Raw genomic sequence first — 17,670 nt, forward strand, 5'->3', positions numbered from 1 at the left:
CCCCACCCCCCCTCAAGGGTTACGCGTTACGCGGGGACGCTCGCCACGCCCTGCGCCAGGAACCTCTTGCCGTTGACCCGCTCGGAGACGCCCTCGCGGTCCAGGTACGGCGTGATGCCGCCCAGGTGGAACGGCCAGCCGGCGCCCGTGATCAGGCACAGGTCGATGTCCTGCGCCTCGGCGACGACGCCCTCGTCGAGCATGAGCCCGATCTCCTGCGCCACGGCGTCCAGCACGCGCGTGCGAACCTGCTCCTCCGTCAGGACGCTGTCGCCCTGCTTCAGCAGCGCGGCGACCTCCGGGTCCAGCTCGGGCTTGCCGCTGTCGTAGACGTAGAAGCCGCGCTTGCCCGCCTCGACGACCGCCTTGAGGTTCGGGGAGACCGTGAAGCGGTCCGGGAACGCCCGGTTGAGCGTCTCGGAGACGTGCAGGCCGATCGCCGGGCCGACCAGCTCCAGCAGGACCAGCGGCGACATCGGCAGACCGAGCGGCTCGACGCCCTTCTCGGCGACCTCGACGGGGGTGCCCTCGTCGATGATGTTCTGGATCTCGCCCATGAAGCGGGTCAGGATGCGGTTCACGACGAACGCCGGGGCGTCCTTCACGAGCACCGCGGTCTTCTTCAGCTTCTTGGCGACGCCGAACGCCGTGGCGAGCGAGGCGTCGTCGGTCTGCTCGCCGCGGACGATCTCCAGCAGCGGCAGCACGGCGACCGGGTTGAAGAAGTGGAAGCCGACGACCCGCTCGGGGTGCTTCAGCTTCGCCGCCATCTCCGACACCGACAGCGAGGAGGTGTTGGTGGCCAGGATCGCGTGCGCCGGGGCGACCGCCTCGACCTCCGCGAACACCTTCTGCTTGACGCCCATCTCCTCGAACACGGCCTCGATGATGAAGTCCGCGTCCGCGAAGCCCTCGGCCTTGTCCAGGACACCGGTCACCAGCCCCTTGAGGCGGTTGGCCTTGTCCTGGTTGATACGGCCCTTGCCGAGCAGCTTGTCGATCTCGGCGTGGACGTAGCCCACACCCTTGTCTACGCGCTCCTGGTCGATGTCGGTCAGCACGACCGGCACCTCCAGGCGGCGCAGGAACAGCAGGGCGAGCTGGCTGGCCATCAGACCGGCGCCGACGACACCGACCTTGGTGACCGGGCGGGCCAGGGACTTGTCCGGGGCGCCGGCGGGGCGCTTGCCGCGCTTCTGCACCAGGTTGAAGGCGTAGATGCCGGAGCGCAGTTCACCGCCCATGATGAGGTCGGCGAGCGCCTTGTCCTCGGCGTCGTAGCCCTGCTGGAGGTCGCCGTTCTTGGCGGCGGCGATGATGTCCAGGGCGCGGTAGGCGGCCGGGGCGGCGCCGTGCACCTTGGAGTCCGCGATGAAGCGGCCCTTGGCGACGGCCTGGTCCCAGGCCTCGCCGCGGTCGATCACCGGGCGCTCGATCTCCAGCTCGCCCTTGAGGACGGCCGCGGTCCAGATCAGCGACTGCTCCAGGAAGTCCGCGCCCTCGAAGATCGCGTCGGCGATCCCGAGCTCGTAGACCTGCTTGCCCTTGAGCTGCTTGTTCTGGTTGAGGCTGTTCTCAATGATCACCGAGACGGCCTTCTCGGGGCCGATCAGGTTCGGCAGCAGCGTGCAGCCGCCCCAGCCCGGGACCAGGCCGAGGAAGACCTCGGGCAGCGAGAACGCCGGGAGGGCGGCGGAGACGGTGCGGTAGGTGCAGTGCAGACCGACCTCGACGCCACCGCCCATCGCGGCGCCGTTGTAGTACGCGAAGGTCGGCACGGCCAGCTTGGACAGCCGCTTGAAGACCTCGTGGCCGCCCTTGCCGATGGCGAGCGCGTGCTCGTACTCCTTGAGGATCTCCACGCCCTTGAGGTCGGCACCGACCGCGAAGATGAACGGCTTGCCGGTGATGCCGACACCGATGATCTCGCCGTCCGCGGCCTCCTTCTCGACCTGGTCGATGGCGGTGTTCAGGTTCGCCAGCGAGGCCGGGCCGAAGGTGGTCGGCTTGGTGTGGTCGTGGCCGTTGTCCAGGGTGATCAGGGCGAAGCGCCCGGCACCCAGGGGGAGGTCGAAGTGGCGTACGTGCGCACTCGTGACGACCTCGTCCGGGAACAGCTCGGAAGCCTGCTTCAGAAGCTCGGCGGTGGTGCTCACTTGTCCCCCTCGAAGTGCGGGTTCTCCCAGATGACCGTCGCGCCCATGCCGAAGCCGACGCACATGGTCGTCAGGCCGTAGCGGACGTGCGGCTGCTCCTCGAACTGGCGCGCCAGCTGCGTCATCAGGCGGACGCCCGAGGAGGCCAGCGGGTGGCCGAAGGCGATGGCGCCGCCGTACTGGTTGACGCGCTCGTCGTCGTCGGCGATGCCGTAGTGGTCGAGGAAGGCCAGGACCTGGACGGCGAAGGCCTCGTTGATCTCGAACAGGCCGATGTCGGAGATCGACAGGCCCGCCTGGGCCAGCGCCTTCTCCGTCGCCGGGATCGGGCCGTAGCCCATGACCTCCGGCTCGACGCCCGCGAAGGAGTAGGAGACCAGGCGCATCTTCACGGGGAGGTCGTGCTCCCGCGCGAAGTCCTCGGAGGCGATGACCGAGGCGGTGGCGCCGTCGTTCAGACCGGCCGCGTTACCGGCGGTGACCCGGCCGTGCACACGGAACGGGGTCTTCAGGCCGGAGAGGTTCTCCAGGGTCGTGCCCGGGCGCATCGGCTCGTCGGCGGTGACCAGGCCCCAGCCCGTCTCGCCGGCCTCGGGGGAGGTGCGGCGTACGGAGATCGGTACCAGGTCGGCCTGGATCTTGCCGTTGGCGTACGCCTTGGCGGCCTTCTCCTGGGAGCGCACGGCGTACTCGTCGGCGCGCAGCTTGGTGATCTGCGGGTAACGGTCGTGCAGGTTCTCCGCGGTCATGCCCATGAACAGGGCCGACTCGTCGACCAGCTTCTCGCTGACGAACCGCGGGTTCGGGTCGACGCCCTCGCCCATGGGGTGACGGCCCATGTGCTCGACACCACCGGCGATGGCGACGTCGTAGGCACCGAAGGCGACGGAACCGGCGACCGTGGTCACGGCCGTCAGGGCGCCCGCGCACATGCGGTCGATGGAGTAACCCGGGACGGACTGCGGCAGACCGGCGAGGATCCCCGCGGTACGGCCGATGGTGAGGCCCTGGTCACCGATCTGCGTGGTCGCGGCGATGGCGACCTCGTCGATCTTCTTCGGGTCGAGACCGGGGTTGCGGCGCAGCAGCTCCCGGATCGCCTTCACGACGAGATCGTCGGCACGGGTCTCGTGGTAGATGCCCTTCGGGCCCGCCTTGCCGAACGGGGTGCGGACGCCGTCTACGAAGACGACGTCCCTGACGGTACGAGGCACGATGGCTCTCCTCCAGGGTCCAGGACGCTGAGCGCTTGCTCATCCCATGCTACTTATGAGTAACGTAGCTGCCCAGTCCTGACATGGCGAGCGGCGAACGTCACATCTCACCGAGGCGGCGCTGTGGACCCCCGAGGCGTCAACACCGGAGTCGGTACGGGATGCGACCCAGTCGCCCCATCCCCGGTGATCAGCCCGAACAACGTCCGAGCCACCTCCGCCCCGAACCCATGCACGTCATGACTCATCGCGGACAGGGTCGGATGCGTCAGCCGGCACAGCTGCGAGTCGTCCCACGCCAGCAGCGACACATCCTCCGGCACCCGCAACCCCATCTCCGCCGCCACCGACAACCCCGCCACCGCCATGATGTCGTTGTCGTACACGATCGCCGTCGGCCGATCCGGCGGCGCAGCCGTCAGCAGCGACCGCGTCGCCCGAGCCCCCGCGTCCCCGGAGAAGTCCGTCGCCACCTGCCACGCCCCGGCCAGCGCCAGCGCCCCCGCCGCCTCGTCGAACGCCGCCGTCCGGATCGCGGTGTGCCCGAGGGTCGCCGCCCCGCCCACCCGGGCGATCCGCCGGTGCCCCAGCGCCGCGAGATACCGCACCGCCTCCGTCACGGCCGTCGCGTCGTCGGTCCACACGGAGGTGAGCCCCCCGGTCAGCGAGGGATGCCCCACGGCGACCACCGGCAGCCCGAGCCGCTCCACCAGGCCCACCCGGGGATCGTCGGCCCGGAAGTCGACGAGGATCGACCCGCCGATCTGCCGCCCACGCCACCACGACTCCTGGACCCCCACCTCCTCGTCCAGGTTCCGTACCAGTCTCAGCAACAGGGAGGAGGAGTGTTCGGCCAGGACACTCTCCACGCCCGAGACGAACTCCATGTACCAGGGTTCGAGCCCGAGCACCCGCGCCGGCCGGCACACCGCGAGCCCCACGACGTCCACGCGCGAACCGGCCAGCGTCCGCGCCGTGAGGTTCGGCGCCCAGCCCAGCTCCCGTGCCGCCCGGAAGATCCGGTCCCGGGTCGCCTCCGACAGCCCGGGCTTGTGGTTGAACGCGAGCGACACGGCACCCTTGGACACGCCCGCGCGCGCGGCGACGTCCTTGATGGTGACGCGGGGAGTCGGCGTTGCCGTCATCGGGTGGGCTCCACGCAGTACAGGGCCGAACGAGCACTCTCCGCGTCCGGGGTCTTCCAGCCGCGCACCCCGATGGTCACCTCTTCGCCCGGCAGCAGCGTGACCAGTCCCCGGTCGGCCCGCGCTTCCGGATCCAGCCGGTCGGCCTGGAGCAGCAGGTCCCGCACCAGGGTTCGGGCGGTCACGGTGATGCCGTCCGGGGCGAGCGCGACCTCGAACTCCGGCCCGGGAAGAGGCACCTCACGGTCCGGCACCGGGAAGTGCACCGCTCGCAGCCCGTCCGCGTCGGCGACCAGAAACTCCTCCGGCCCGTCGGGCGTCAGCTCGCGCGGAACATCGACACGCGCCACTGTCCGCCCCCCGACCGCCAGTTCCACGGCCACCTGCCCCAGCACCTCACCCTCGACGGACATCCGTCGCAGGGTCAGCGTCGACGTCCAGTCCCCGGCCGCCTGGTTGACGGCGGCCAGCACCAGCCCGCCGTCCCGTGCCTGGAGCGTCAGCAACCGATCCGCGTACAGCCGCCTCAGCTCGTGGTACAGCGGCTTCTCCCGCCCGTCCCCGTCGATCGCCGCCCAGGAGGTCACCGGCCAGCAGTCGTTGAGCTGCCAGACGACCGTGCCCGCACACACCGGCCAGTGCGAGCGCCAGTGCTCGATCCCGGCCGCGACCGCACGCGCCTGGTTGACCTGCATCAGGTAGTGCCAGCGGTCGAAGTCCCCCTCCGGTACGGCGAAATGCCGCGCCAGCCCACGCTCCAGCTTCCCGTTGCCGTCGTCGGCCTTCTGGTGGTGCAGCATGCCGGGGGAGTCCGGCGCGAGCTCCTCCCCGGGCAGCGCCCGCCGCAGCGTGGCGTACGCGGGCGGCGCCTGCCAGCCGAACTCGGCGACGAACCGGGGCACACTCAGCCGGTAGTCGGCGTAGTCCTCACGGTTCCACACCTCCCAGGAGTGGTGCGTGCCGTGCGCCGGGTCGTTGGGATGCCGGTCCCATGACCCGGACCAGGGACTCCCCGCCGCGTACGGCCGCGTCGGATCCAACTCGGCCACCACGCGCGGCAGTACACCCAGGTAGTACCCCTCGCCCCAGGAGTCACCGGCCAGCCGCGGCTCCCAACCCCAGTCCCGGAAGCCCCACAGGTTCTCGTTGTTGCCGTTCCACAGCACCAGCGACGGATGCGGCATCAGCCGTACGACGTTCTCCCGCGCCTCGGCCTCCACCTCACCGCGCAGCGGCTGTTCCTCCGGGTACGCCGCGCACGCGAACGGGAAGTCCTGCCAGACCAGCAGCCCGAGTTCGTCGCAGGCGTCGTAGAAGTCCTCGCTCTCGTAGATCCCGCCACCCCAGATCCGCACGAGGTCCACGCCCGCCTCGGCCGCCTGCTCCAGCCGCTCCCGGTAGCGCTCGCGGGTGATCCGGGACGGGAAGACGTCGTCGGGGATCCAGTTGACGCCCCGGGCGAAGAGCCGCTCGCCGTTGACGACGAGGGTGAACCCGGTGCCGTGCGCGTCGGGCCGTCGATCCAGTTCCACGGTCCGGAAGCCGATCCGCCGCCGCCACACGTCCAGCGCGTCGTCGCCGTGCAGCAGCCGCAACTCGACGTTGTACAGCGGCTGTTCGCCGTAACCGCGCGGCCACCACAGCCGGACGTCCGGGACGCGGAGCCGTACGACCCCGCCCGCCCCGTCGAGCTCCGCCCGGGCCCGAACCCCGCCCACCGTCGCCTCCAGGGTGAGCGGTGCCTCGACCCGGGTGCGCTCGACGTCCACGGCCAACTCGACGACGCCCACCCCCTCGTCGACGGTGACCAGCGGACGCACCCGGGCGATCCGGGCCGTCGACCAGTGCTCCAGGCGCACCGGCCGCCAGATCCCGGCCGTCACCAGGGTCGGCCCCCAGTCCCAGCCGAAGGAGCAGGCCATCTTGCGCAGGTACTGGTAGGGCTCGGCGTAGGCGCCGGGGCGCTCGCCCAGCTGCCCCCGCACGGCCTCGGCCTCGGCGTAGGCGGAGACGAACCGCACGGACAGCCGCCCGGACATCCCCGTCACATCGAACCGGTACGAGCGGTGCATGTTCCGCACCTTGCCCAGCAGCCGCCCGTCCAGGGAGATCTCGGCGACGGTGTCGAGCCCGTCGAAGACCAGGTCGGTCTGCTCCTGCGCGGACGCGCTCGTGAGCTCGCGCTCGTACGTCCAGTCCCGGCGCCCCACCCATGCCACCTCGGACTCGCCCTGGCCCAGGAACGGGTCCGGGATCACCCCGGCCGCCATCAGGTCGGTGTGCACGCAGCCCGGCACGGAGGCCGGCAGCGGATCCGACTCGTGCCGCAGGATCCATCCGTCGCCGAGCGGTGTGGCCTCCAGCATGCGCACTCCCTTAACCGGTCCAGTGAAGAGTCGTGTACAGGTTTCGCATCCTTGGCGGGAATGGGACTTTACCGGTTGAGAAAGCGCTGTCAGAGTGCCGAACCAGCCATACCGCACGTGCTCTTCCGTCCCGAGTTCCTCTCCGCGAACGGAGCTGATGCACATGAACCGCCGTACCGTCCTCGCCCTCTCCGTGGGCGCAGCCCTGCTGGCCTCGGGCTGTACCGGCACCGGAGGCACCTCCAAGGGCGCGGATGCCGACGCGCCCGACGATCCCGCCAAGGTCGAGGGAACCATCACCGTCCTCACCCACCGGACCGACCTCGTGCAGGACGGGACGATGAAGAAGTACGCCGCCGAGTTCAACAAGACCTACCCCAAGGTGAAGGTGGAGTTCGAGGGCCTCACCGACTACGAGGGCGAGGTCAAGATCCGTATGAACACGGAGAACTACGGCGACGTCCTCATGATCCCGGCCGTGATCGAGAAGAAGGACTACCCGAAGTTCTTCGCCTCCCTCGGCACCCAGGCCGAGCGGAGCAAGAAGTACCGCTTCACCGACTACTCCACCGTGCGGGGCAAGGTCTACGGGCAGAGCCCGATCGGTGTGGTCCCGGGCTTCGTCTACAACAAGAAGGTGTGGAACACGGCCGGAGTCACCGACTGGCCCACCACCCCGGCCGAGTTCCTCGACGACCTCAAGGCCATCAAGTCCAAGACGGACGCGGTCCCGTACTACACCAACTTCAAGGACAAGTGGCCGCTGACCCAGTGGACGGACGTCAGGGGCTCGGTCGGCTGCGACACCCAGGCCACCACCCGGCTCGCCGAGGGCAACCCCTGGGCGGAAGGCGCCGACCTGCGCGTCGGCGACCAGTTGCTCTACGACATCGTGAACTCGGACCTGATCGAGAAGGACCCGACGACCACCAACTGGGAAGCGTCGAAACCCCGCCTGGCCAAGGGCGAGATCGCCACGATGTGGCTCGGCTCCTGGGCGATCGTGCAGATGCAGGACGCGGCGAAGCAGGCGGGCACCGACCCGGCCGACATCGGCTTCATGCCGTTCCCCGCCCAGAAGAACGACACGTTCTGCGCGGTGACGTCGCCCGACTACAGCCAGGCCGTCAACGTCCACTCCGAGCACAAGGCCGCCGCCCGCGCCTGGATCGACTGGTTCACCGACAAGTCCGGCTACGCGGACGCCAACCTCGCCCTCTCGCCCCTCAAGAACGCCCCGCTGCCCGACATCCTCAAGCCCTACGAGGCAGCGGGCGTGAAGCTCCTCGACATCGACGACACCAAGGGCGCCGAGGTCAAGTCCATCGACAACCAGTCCGAGGTCGGCATCTACAAGCCCGACTACCGCCAGGAGCTCGTCGACCTCGCCCGCGGTGCCCGCAAGGGCAGCCTGGACGACTTCCTGACCGGGCTCGGCGAGAAGTGGACCGAGGCGCAGAAGAACCTGGGGTCCTGATGACCGACACCACCCGGAAGGCGGCGCGGCCGGTCCCACCGGCCGCGCCCGCCGGGCCCGAACCGCCGGGCCCTCTGCGCAGGCCGCGGCGGTGGCGGGGCGTGACCCCCTGGCTGTTCCTGATCGCCCCGCTCGTCCTCCTGACCGCCTTCACCTACGCGCCGATCGTCAACATGGTCGCGTACAGCTTCACCGACTGGGACGGAGTCAGCCCCGAGCTGCGCTACACGGGCGCCGAGAACTACGCCGAACTCTTCACCCGCCCCGAGCTGTTCGAGGTGTTCTTCGTCAGCGGCTACTACCTCGCCGCGTCCGTGGTGCAGATCGCCGCCGCCCTCTACTTCGCCACCGTCCTGAGCTTCAACGTCCGCTTCCGCAATTTCTTCAAGGGCGTGCTCTTCTTCCCGTACCTGATCAACGGCGTCGCGATCGGCTTCGTCTTCCTGTACTTCTTCCAGGACGGCGGCACCCTCGACGCGATCCTGGGCCTCTTCGGCTACGACGGCGACCGCGCCTGGCTCGGTACCCCCACCTCGGCCAACGTCTCCCTCGCCGGCGTCTCCGTCTGGCGCTACCTGGGCCTGAACTTCGTCCTCTTCCTCGGCGCGATCCAGTCCATCCCGGGAGAGCTGTACGAGGCGGCCGAACTGGACGGGGCGAACCGCTGGCAGCAGTTCCGCCACATCATCGCGCCCGGCATCCGGCCCGTGCTGAGCCTGTCGGTGATCCTGTCCGTCTCCGGGTCGCTGTCCGTCTTCGAGATCCCGTACATCATGACCGGCGGCGCGACCGGCACCGAGACCTTCGTGATCCAGACCGTGAAGCTGGCCTTCCAGTTCAACAAGACGGGCCTCGCCTCGGCGGCGGCCGTCGTACTGCTGCTGATCATCCTGGCGGTGACCTGGGTGCAGCGGCGCCTCGTCCCGGACGACAAGGTGGATCTCGTATGACGCGCCGTGCCGTGGCCCGTGCCCTCGTGTACCTGTCCCTGGTCCTCGCGACGCTGGTCGTGCTCCTGCCGCTCACCGTGGTCTTCCTGACCTCGCTGAAGACCTCCGGGGAGATGGCGGACGACAGCGGTGCCCTCACGCTGCCCGACGACCCGCTCAACTTCGACAACTACGTGACGGCGTTCCAGGACGGCCGGATGCTCTCGGCATTCGGCAACACGGCGGTCATCCTGGTCGTCGCCATCGGGGGCACGGTCCTCATCGGCTCGATGACGGCGTACGCCATCGACCGCTTCCGGTTCCGCTTCCGGAAGCTGGTCCTGGCCCTTTTCCTGGTCGCCGCGCTGGTGCCGGGGGTGACGACCCAGGTGGCGACCTTCCAGATCGTCAACAGCCTCGGGATGTTCGACAGCCTCTGGGCGCCGGTCGCGCTCTACATGGGCACGGACATCGTGTCGATCTACATCTTCCTGCAGTTCGTACGGTCCATCCCCGTCTCACTGGACGAGTCGGCCCGCATCGATGGCGCCAACGCCTTCACGGTCTACCGGAAGGTCATCTTCCCGCTGCTCAAGCCCGCGATCGCGACGGTCGTGATCGTGAAGGGGATCAACGTCTACAACGACTTCTACATCCCCTTCCTCTACATGCCCTCCGAAGATCTTGGCGTGATCTCGACGTCCCTGTTCCGCTTCAAGGGCCCCTTCGGAGCCCATTGGGAGACCATCTCGGCAGGCGCGATCCTCGTCATCGTCCCGACGCTGATCGTCTTCCTGTTCCTCCAGCGGTTCATCTACAACGGTTTCACGCGGGGCGCGACGAAGTAGGAGGCCTGCCTCTCGGAGGTGCGCAGCCGCCGTACGACGAGAAGGTCTACGGCGGCTAGGCCTCCTTGACGGACAGAGCCTCCACCAACACGGGCGTCACCTGCTCGACCTGCCACTGTCGCGCGCCATGAGCCGTCAGCGCAGCCCCCACAGACTCGGCATCCACCACCGCCGGCGGCTCCCAGCAAACCCGCCGAACCGTATCCGGCGTGATCAGATTCTCCTGCGGCATGTCGAGCTGCTCCGCCAGCGCCGAAACCCCGGCCCGGGCCGCGGACAACCGAGCCGCGGCGACAGGATCCTTGTCGGCCCAGGCCCGCGGCGGCGGAGGCCCCGTCACCGGCTGCCCCGGCTGCGGCAACTGCGCCTCGCTCAACGCCTTCGCCCGGTCCACGGCCGCCTGCCACTGCTCCAGCTGCCGCTTGCCCACCCGGTGTCCAAAACCGTTCAGCGCGGCCAGCGCGTGCACGTTGGCCGGAATCGCCAGCGCGGCCTCCACGATCGCCGCGTCCCCGAGCACCTTGCCGGGCGAGACGTCCCGCCGCTGCGCGATCCGGTCCCGGGTCTGCCACAGCTCCCTCACGACGGCCAGCTGCCGGCGCCGGCGCACCTTGTGCATGCCGGACGTACGCCGCCAGGGGTCCTTGCGCGGCTCCGGCGGCGGGGCCGAGGCGATCGCGTCGAACTCCTGGCGGGCCCAGTCCAGCTTGCCCTGCCGGTCCAGCTCCTTCTCCAGCGCGTCGCGCAGGTCGACGAGCAGCTCGACATCGAGCGCCGCGTACCGCAGCCAGGGCTCCGGCAGGGGCCGGGTCGACCAGTCGACGGCGGAGTGCCCCTTCTCCAGGACGAAACCGAGGACGCCCTCGACCATCGCGCCGAGGCCGACCCGGGGGAACCCGGCGAGCCGCCCGGCCAGCTCGGTGTCGAACAGCCGCGTCGGCACCATGCCTATCTCGCGCAGGCAGGGCAGGTCCTGGGTGGCGGCGTGCAGCACCCACTCGACGCCGGACAGGGCCTCGCCCAGGGCGGACAGGTCGGGGCAGGCGACGGGGTCGATCAGAGCCGTCCCGGCGCCCTGGCGGCGCAGCTGAACCAGGTAGGCGCGCTGGCCGTAGCGGTAGCCGGAGGCTCGCTCGGCGTCGACGGCAACCGGGCCGGAGCCCGCCTCGAAGGCGGCGATCACCCGGGCCAGGGCGGTCTCGTCCGCGATCACGGGCGGAATGCCCTCACGCGGTTCCAGCAAAGGGATCGGCGCCTCCGTAGCAGAAGATCCGCCGTCGTCCGGAGGGGCGCCTCCGGTGGTTCGCAGTGAGCTGTCTGCTGCGGTCTCGTGGGCGTCGGTCACATGTCAAGGGTATCCATGTATGGACAGCGCCCGTCGACGGAACGTTCCGTCGACGGGCGCCCGAGGGTCGCAAACCAGTCAGGTCGGGGAAGCGGCGGGTTCACGAACGGTGAGTGACATGCACGGGACTCGCGGCCTGTCCCGTTCACGTGAATGAATGATCACAAAGGGTCATCGTGGAGCGGTTCAGTGGATGATTCCGGTCCGCAGCGCCACCGCGACCATCCCGGCGCGGTCGCCCGTGCCGAGCTTGCGTGCGATCCGGGCGAGGTGGCTCTTGACGGTCAGCGCGGACAGGCCCATCGAGACGCCGATCGCCTTGTTCGACTGGCCTTCCGCGACCAGTCGCAGGACCTCGACCTCGCGGCCGGACAGCTCGCGGTAGCCGCCCGGGTGGCTCGGGGCACCCGGGGGGCGGCGGTGCAGGCGGGCGGCGGCGGCGCCGATGGGAGCGGCGCCCGGCCGGGTGGGGAGTCCGACGTTGGTACGGGTGCCGGTGACGACGTAGCCCTTCACGCCGCCCGCGAGGGCGTTGCGAACGGCGCCGATGTCGTCGGCGGCGGAGAGGGCGAGCCCGTTGGGCCAGCCCGCGGCGCGGGTTTCGGACAGCAGGGTGAGGCCGGAGCCATCCGGCAGGTGGACGTCGGCGACGCAGATGTCGCGGGGGTTGCCGATGCGGGGACGAGCCTCCGCGATGGACGAGGCCTCGATCACATCGCGCACACCGAGCGCCCACAGGTGGCGGGTGACGGTGGAACGGACGCGCGGGTCGGCCACGACCACCATGGCGGTCGGCTTGTTCGGGCGGTAGGCGACCAGGCTTGCGGGCTGCTCGAGGAGAACGGACACCAGGCCTCCTGGGGTGCGGGACGGGGCCGGCTCGTGGGGGTGAAGCCGGGACGAACCGTGCTTTCAAGGTCACAGTCGTCTTCGGCACCCAACCCGTCCGCCTTTAGAGAATGATCACGAATCAGTGATAACAATCCGTGCGATTCGGACACGCGGTCGATCATTCGAAGGTCGAACGGTTTCGGTCTGCGTCGGTACACGGTCGAAAGTGGCCGTATCGACAAAGTGATTCGGCCAAGAGAGGGACGCAGGTGTGATCGTCGACAGGGCAGCGTTGACCGCCCCGTACAGGTTCGATCAGTACGGGGTCGCAACAGGTTCGATCAGCGGGACTGCGGTCCTCGCCGCTGGGGCAGCGTCACCACCGACGCGTCCCCCGGCTCGGCCGGCGGCAGCCCCGCGACCTGGGCGAGCAGATCGCACCAGGACGCCAGGTGCGCGGCCGTGTCCGGGACCCCGCCCAGGCCTTCGCGCGGCGTCCACGAGGCACGGATCTCGATCTGCGAGGCGGTCGGGCGCGCGGACAGACCGCCGAAGTAGTGCGAGCTCGCCCGCGTGACGGTGCCGCTCGGCTCCCCGTACGTCAGCCCGCGCGTCTGGAGGGCACCGGTCAGCCAGGACCAGCACACCTCCGGCAGCAGCGGGTCCGCGGCCATCTCCTGCTCCAGTTCCGCGCGCACCAGTGTCACCAGCCGGAACGTGCCCTGCCAGGCCTCGTGTCCCGCCGGGTCGTGCAGCAGCACCAGCCGGCCGTCGGCCAGGTCCTGGTCGCCGTCGACGACCGCGGCCTCCAGCGCGTAGGTGTGGGGAGCGAGCCGTTGCGGCGGGCGCGTCGGCTCGACCTCGATCTGGGGCCGCAGCCGCGCCGCCATGAGCGCGTCGACGGCGGCCCGGAAGGGCAGCGGAACGGTGTCCGCCTCCCGCCGGTCTTTCTCGGTGTCCTTCGCTTCGTCCATTCCGCCAGCGCCGTCCGACAGTCGTCCCTGAGCCGCAGCCATGCGGGAAGGTTACGGGGACCTGAGCCCAGGTGCCGGGCTAGACACCCCGCGCCTCTCCAGGGGCTGAATCACGCCCATCGCGAGCGTGCGAAACTTGGCCCGTGAGTGCCAACGACGCCCCCCGGGCCCAGCAGCCGTCCGCCACGTACGACTCAGCCTTCCTCAAGGCCTGCCGACGCGAGCCCGTGCCGCACACGCCGGTGTGGTTCATGCGGCAGGCCGGGCGCTCACTGCCGGAGTACCGCAAGGTGCGCGAGGGCATTCCGATGCTCGAGTCCTGCATGCGGCCCGAGCTGGTCACCGAGATCACGCTCCAGCCGGTGCGCCGGCACGGCGTCGACGCGGCGATCTACTTCAGCGACATCGTCGTCCCGCTCAAGGCCATCGGTATCGACCTCGACATCAAGCCCGGCGTCGGCCCGGTCGTCGAGCGCCCGATCCGCACCCGGGCGGACCTCGCCCAGCTGCGCGACCTGACCCCCGAGGACGTCTCCTACGTCACCGAGGCCATCGGCCTGCTCACCCGAGAGCTCGGCAGCACGCCGCTGATCGGCTTCGCCGGCGCCCCCTTCACCCTCGCCAGCTACCTCGTCGAGGGCGGCCCGTCCCGCACGTACGAGAACGCCAAGGCGATGATGTACGGCGACCCCGAGCTGTGGGCCGACCTGCTCGACCGCCTCGCGGACATCACCGCCGTGTTCCTGAAGGTGCAGATCGAGGCGGGCGCCTCGGCGGTCCAGCTGTTCGACTCCTGGGCCGGTGCGCTGGCCCCCGTCGACTACCGCCGCTCGGTGCTGCCCGCGTCGGCGAAGGTCTTCGAGGCCGTGGCCGGTTACGGCGTCCCGTGCATCCACTTCGGCGTCGGCACCGGCGAGCTGCTTCGGCTCATGGGCGAGGCCGGCGCGGACGTCGTCGGTGTCGACTGGCGCGTCCCGCTGGACGAGGCCGCCCGCCGCGTCGGCCCCGGCAAGGCACTCCAGGGCAACCTCGACCCGACGGTGCTCTTCGCCACGACGGAGGCTGTCGAGACCAAGACCCGTGAGGTACTGGACACGGCCGCGAACCTGGAGGGCCACGTCTTCAACCTCGGCCACGGCGTCATGCCGTCCACGGACCCGGACGCGCTGACGCGGCTGGTGGAGTACGTCCACACGCACACGGCGCGCTGACGCGGCCCGGGGCTCAGGCCTGCACGCACACGCCGGCCCGGTTCGTCGCGTACGTTCACACGTACACCGCCCGCTGACGGCCCGGGCCCGCCCGGCACCGGAGGTCTCAGGCCGTCCCGGCCGCCCACTCGAGTGCCGCCATGGCGCTGGTGAGCTTCATCCGGGCCTGGATCCAGGCCACGGACCGCTCTCCGTCCAGCACCCCGGCCGCGACCTCCTCACCGCGGTGCGCCGGCAGGTCGTGCAGGAACCAGGCGTCCGGCCAGCGGTTCATGAGGGCCTCGTCGACGTGGAAGGGGCGGAACGTCTGCCGCCAGTGCGCGTCGCCCTTGCTGGTGCCGGTCGTCTGCCAGCGCGTGGTGTAGACGAAGTCGACCCGGTCGGGCAGCTCGTCCATGGAGTGCGACTCGACCACCTCCGTGCCGTGCTCGGCGCCGCGCTTGGCGGCCTCCTCCAGCACCTCCGCGGGGAGCCCGTACCCGGGCGGGGTGGCGAAGGTGACCCGGCAGCCGGGGACGTGCGACAGCCCCTGGGCGAGGGCGGTCGCCGTGTTGTTGCCCTCTCCGACGTACAGCACGCTCACGCCTTCGAGGCCGCCCCTGACCAGGGAGATGGTGGCCAGGTCGCAGATGCCCTGGGTGGGGTGCTCCTCGGTCGCCATGGCGTTGATCACCGGGATGCCTCCGGAGCCGGAGAGCGCGCGCAGCTCGTGGAGCGGGCCCGCGGTCCGGGCCACCAGCAGGTCCAGCATGGAACCGAGCACGCGACCGGTGTCCGTCAGCGACTCGCCCGTGTTCGTCTGGAGATCGTCCGGACCGAACGTCACGGGCGTACCGCCGAGTTTGATGGCGCCCGCCGTGAACGCGGTGCGGGTCCGGGTGGAGGTCCGGGTGAACAGGACCCCGACCGTCCGGCCGTCCAGCGGCCGTCCGCCGGCCTCCGGGCCGTCGTGGAAGTCGCAGGCGCGGCGCGCCAGTCGGTGCACGGTCTCGGACGTCAGTTCGCCGAGGGAGAAGATCCCGCGCTCCGGAAGGGGAGCGGGCGGGCCTGGCAGGAAGCGGGCGGGCTGCATGGCTTGTCCTCTTTCGGAAGGGGCGGTGACAGGCGCGAGCGGATGACGGGTGGCTGCGAGCCGGCGGCTCACCAGCGCCGGGTCTCCCCGAAGAAGTCCTCGACGACCGTGTGGGCGTTGGTCTCCACGGCCTTCTGGTGGACGAAGGCGCCGACCGCGAGGTCCAGGACGCCGAGTCCGAACGGCGAGAAGACCACGGGCCTGTCGTCTCCCACCACGGTGTCCCCCCGCATGACGTCGGCCAGCGTCCCGGTGATGAAGTCGCGGTGGCCGTACTTCTGCTCGGCCAGGTGCACGGAGGTGTCGGCCTTGAGGCAGTGCTCGACGTCGTCGACCACGTTGTACGACTCCGCGATGAGCTCCGGCGCGATGTCCCGCAGCGAGATGTTCAGCACCACCTGGCCCGGGGCGAAGGAGTCCGGGTCGACGATGTGCGGCACGGCGGCCGTGGTGGCGAGGACGACGAGGTCGGCCTTCTCGAGCTCGGCCGGCAGGTCGGACCCCACCTCCGAGGCGTACCCGAGCCGGGTGGAGGTGTGGTCGGCCAGCGCCGCGGCGTACTCCGGGCTGCGGTCGTGGACCGTGAGGCTGTCGAAGGTCCAGCCCCGGGCGGCGAAGAACTCCGTGATGTTGCGGGCGATGATGCCGCCGCCCACCAGGAGGACCCGCCGGGCGGCGGTGCCGCCCGTGAGCACCTCGGCGGCGAGCACCGCGGAGGCCGCGGTGCGGGCGGCGCTGATCTGGGACGCCTCCAGCACCGCGAAGGGGTAGCCGGTCGTGTAGTCGTTGAGCAGCAGGGCCGCCGAGGCGCGGGGAACGCCCCGCTCGATGTTGCGCGGGAAGCTGGAGATCCACTTGATCCCCGCCAGCCCGTGCTTGCCGCCGAGATAGGCGGGGAGGGCGATGATCCGGCTGTCCGGCTTCTCCGGGAAGCGGAGGAAGTAGCTGTCCGGGTTCACCGTGTCCCCGGCCCGGTGGGTGAGGTAGGTCTCCCTGACCTCGCTCACGATGCCGGGACGGTGGTCGGCGATGATCTGCCGGGCCGTTCGGCCCCCTATGACGCTGAATTCGAACATGCTCTGTTCCTGTTCTCCCAAGACGGTGTTCGCGGTTCAGCCGGCCGTTTCCAGGGCGGCGGGGGAGTAGTGGTCGAGGACCCATTCGTCGCTGTAGACGGTCTGGAGGTAGCGGTCGCCGTTGTCCGGGGAGATCGCCACCACCCGGGACCCGGAGGGAATGTCCACGTGCAGCCGCTGCACACCCGACAGCACCGCTCCGGTCGATCCGCCGAGGAGCAGCCCCCGTTCGGCCGCGAGCCGGCGGCACATGCGGATCGCGTCCGCCTCGGGCACCAGGACGGTCTCGTCGGCCTGGCCGGGACGGAAGATCTCGGGCCGGCGGCTGGTACCGAGTCCGGGGATGCGCCGGGGGCCCGGAGGGAAGCCGAAGGTGATCGACCCCTCCGTGTCCACGGCGACGATCCGGGTGTGCGGGGAGTACTGCCGGAAGTACCGGACCACGCCCATCAGCGTCCCGGTGGTGCCCGCCCCGACGAACAGGTGGTCGACCGTGGGGAACTGCTTGATGATCGAGGGTGCGGTCGTGTCGTGGTGCGCCTGGGGGTTGGCCTGGTTCGCGTACTGGTTCGGCCACACCAGCGAGGGGTGCTCGCGCAGTCGCGCCGCGATGTGGTCGATGCGGGACTGCAGATAGCCGCCGCGCGCGTCGCGTTCGCCGACCACGACCACCTCGGCTCCGAGGGCTCGCATCAGCGCCTTGCTCTGCTGCGAGGTGTTCGGGTCCACCACGCAGGTGAAGGCGTATCCCCGGGCGGCGCAGACCGAGCTGAGCGCGATGCCCAGGTTGCCCGACGAGGACTCGATGACATGGCCGCCGGGGACGAGGGCGCCGCTGTTCTCGGCGGCCTCCACGAGTCCCACCGCCGTTTTCAGTTTGATCGACCCGGCCGGGTTCAGCCCCTCCAGTTTCAGGGCGAGTTCCACTCCGGGGATGAAGCCGGTGAGACCGAGGAAAATATCGTCGAGTATGACGTCGCTGGCGTTCTCGTACAGCATGACAGCCTCTCACGTGAGCGAGTTCGC

Annotated in this window: 14 protein-coding genes; 4 read left to right on the top strand and 10 right to left on the bottom strand. The window is 70.1% G+C overall.

What is annotated here, in order from left to right; all coding sequences use genetic code 11:
• Positions 1–26: 26 nt before the first annotated feature.
• The 4 genes from ACZ6TU_RS31500 to ACZ6TU_RS31515 all read right to left on the bottom strand — a co-directional run bounded on the left by ACZ6TU_RS31500 (position 27) and on the right by ACZ6TU_RS31515 (position 6,881).
• A complete protein-coding gene (locus ACZ6TU_RS31500; protein WP_467669247.1) occupies positions 27–2,156 on the bottom strand; it encodes a 3-hydroxyacyl-CoA dehydrogenase NAD-binding domain-containing protein in 2,130 nt (709 codons plus the stop codon).
• Positions 2,153–3,370: a thiolase family protein gene (locus ACZ6TU_RS31505; protein ID WP_467669249.1), complete on the bottom strand. Its 1,218-nt coding sequence runs from the start codon at positions 3,368–3,370 to the stop codon at positions 2,153–2,155. The genes ACZ6TU_RS31500 and ACZ6TU_RS31505 overlap by 4 nt, the downstream gene beginning before the upstream one ends.
• A 107-nt stretch (positions 3,371–3,477) precedes the next feature.
• Positions 3,478–4,515, bottom strand: coding sequence for a LacI family DNA-binding transcriptional regulator (locus tag ACZ6TU_RS31510; protein ID WP_469552372.1), 1,038 nt, complete (start codon positions 4,513–4,515; stop codon positions 3,478–3,480).
• On the bottom strand, positions 4,512–6,881 hold the full coding sequence (locus tag ACZ6TU_RS31515; protein ID WP_469552374.1) for a glycoside hydrolase family 2 protein: 2,370 nt from the start codon (positions 6,879–6,881) through the stop codon (positions 4,512–4,514). Before ACZ6TU_RS31515 ends, ACZ6TU_RS31510 begins: the two co-directional genes overlap by 4 nt.
• 163 nt (positions 6,882–7,044) lie before the next feature.
• Here ACZ6TU_RS31515 and ACZ6TU_RS31520 point away from each other — a divergent pair, with 163 nt between their 5' ends.
• The 3 genes from ACZ6TU_RS31520 to ACZ6TU_RS31530 are packed head-to-tail and all read left to right on the top strand — an operon-like array spanning position 7,045 to position 10,135.
• Complete coding sequence (locus tag ACZ6TU_RS31520) at positions 7,045–8,358, top strand: ABC transporter substrate-binding protein (protein ID WP_467669255.1); 1,314 nt, start codon at positions 7,045–7,047, stop codon at positions 8,356–8,358.
• A complete protein-coding gene (locus ACZ6TU_RS31525; protein WP_467669257.1) occupies positions 8,358–9,308 on the top strand; it encodes a carbohydrate ABC transporter permease in 951 nt (316 codons plus the stop codon). Before ACZ6TU_RS31520 ends, ACZ6TU_RS31525 begins: the two co-directional genes overlap by 1 nt.
• Positions 9,305–10,135 (top strand): carbohydrate ABC transporter permease, encoded by an 831-nt coding sequence (locus tag ACZ6TU_RS31530; protein ID WP_086605581.1) that lies wholly within the window; start codon positions 9,305–9,307, stop codon positions 10,133–10,135. Before ACZ6TU_RS31525 ends, ACZ6TU_RS31530 begins: the two co-directional genes overlap by 4 nt.
• A 55-nt stretch (positions 10,136–10,190) precedes the next feature.
• Here the strand turns inward: ACZ6TU_RS31530 and ACZ6TU_RS31535 are convergent, their stop codons facing one another.
• From ACZ6TU_RS31535 to ACZ6TU_RS31545, 3 genes are all read right to left on the bottom strand, one after another.
• Positions 10,191–11,480 (bottom strand): ribonuclease D, encoded by a 1,290-nt coding sequence (locus tag ACZ6TU_RS31535; RefSeq protein WP_467669259.1) that lies wholly within the window; start codon positions 11,478–11,480, stop codon positions 10,191–10,193.
• Positions 11,481–11,666: 186 nt separating this feature from the next.
• Positions 11,667–12,329 (bottom strand): response regulator transcription factor, encoded by a 663-nt coding sequence (locus tag ACZ6TU_RS31540; RefSeq protein WP_003993737.1) that lies wholly within the window; start codon positions 12,327–12,329, stop codon positions 11,667–11,669.
• Positions 12,330–12,652: 323 nt separating this feature from the next.
• Positions 12,653–13,327: a DUF3000 domain-containing protein gene (locus ACZ6TU_RS31545; RefSeq protein WP_469552377.1), complete on the bottom strand. Its 675-nt coding sequence runs from the start codon at positions 13,325–13,327 to the stop codon at positions 12,653–12,655.
• 101 nt (positions 13,328–13,428) lie between these two features.
• On the opposite strand from ACZ6TU_RS31545, the gene hemE reads away from it, so the two are divergent.
• Positions 13,429–14,496, top strand: coding sequence for a uroporphyrinogen decarboxylase (hemE, locus tag ACZ6TU_RS31550; RefSeq protein WP_469552379.1), 1,068 nt, complete (start codon positions 13,429–13,431; stop codon positions 14,494–14,496).
• A 106-nt stretch (positions 14,497–14,602) separates the two neighbouring features.
• Here hemE and ACZ6TU_RS31555 read toward each other — a convergent pair whose 3' ends face one another.
• From ACZ6TU_RS31555 to sbnA, 3 genes are all read right to left on the bottom strand, one after another.
• Positions 14,603–15,568 carry an ornithine carbamoyltransferase gene (locus ACZ6TU_RS31555; protein ID WP_467669265.1) on the bottom strand — a complete coding sequence of 322 codons (966 nt, stop codon included), beginning with the start codon at positions 15,566–15,568 and terminating at the stop codon, positions 14,603–14,605.
• A 68-nt stretch (positions 15,569–15,636) separates the two neighbouring features.
• Positions 15,637–16,644: a 2,3-diaminopropionate biosynthesis protein SbnB gene (gene sbnB, locus ACZ6TU_RS31560; RefSeq protein WP_467669267.1), complete on the bottom strand. Its 1,008-nt coding sequence runs from the start codon at positions 16,642–16,644 to the stop codon at positions 15,637–15,639.
• A gap of 36 nt (positions 16,645–16,680) precedes the next feature.
• A complete protein-coding gene (sbnA, locus tag ACZ6TU_RS31565; protein ID WP_467669269.1) occupies positions 16,681–17,643 on the bottom strand; it encodes a 2,3-diaminopropionate biosynthesis protein SbnA in 963 nt (320 codons plus the stop codon).
• Positions 17,644–17,670 lie beyond the last annotated feature (27 nt).

The organism is Streptomyces sp. NPDC052064, from assembly GCF_055585925.1.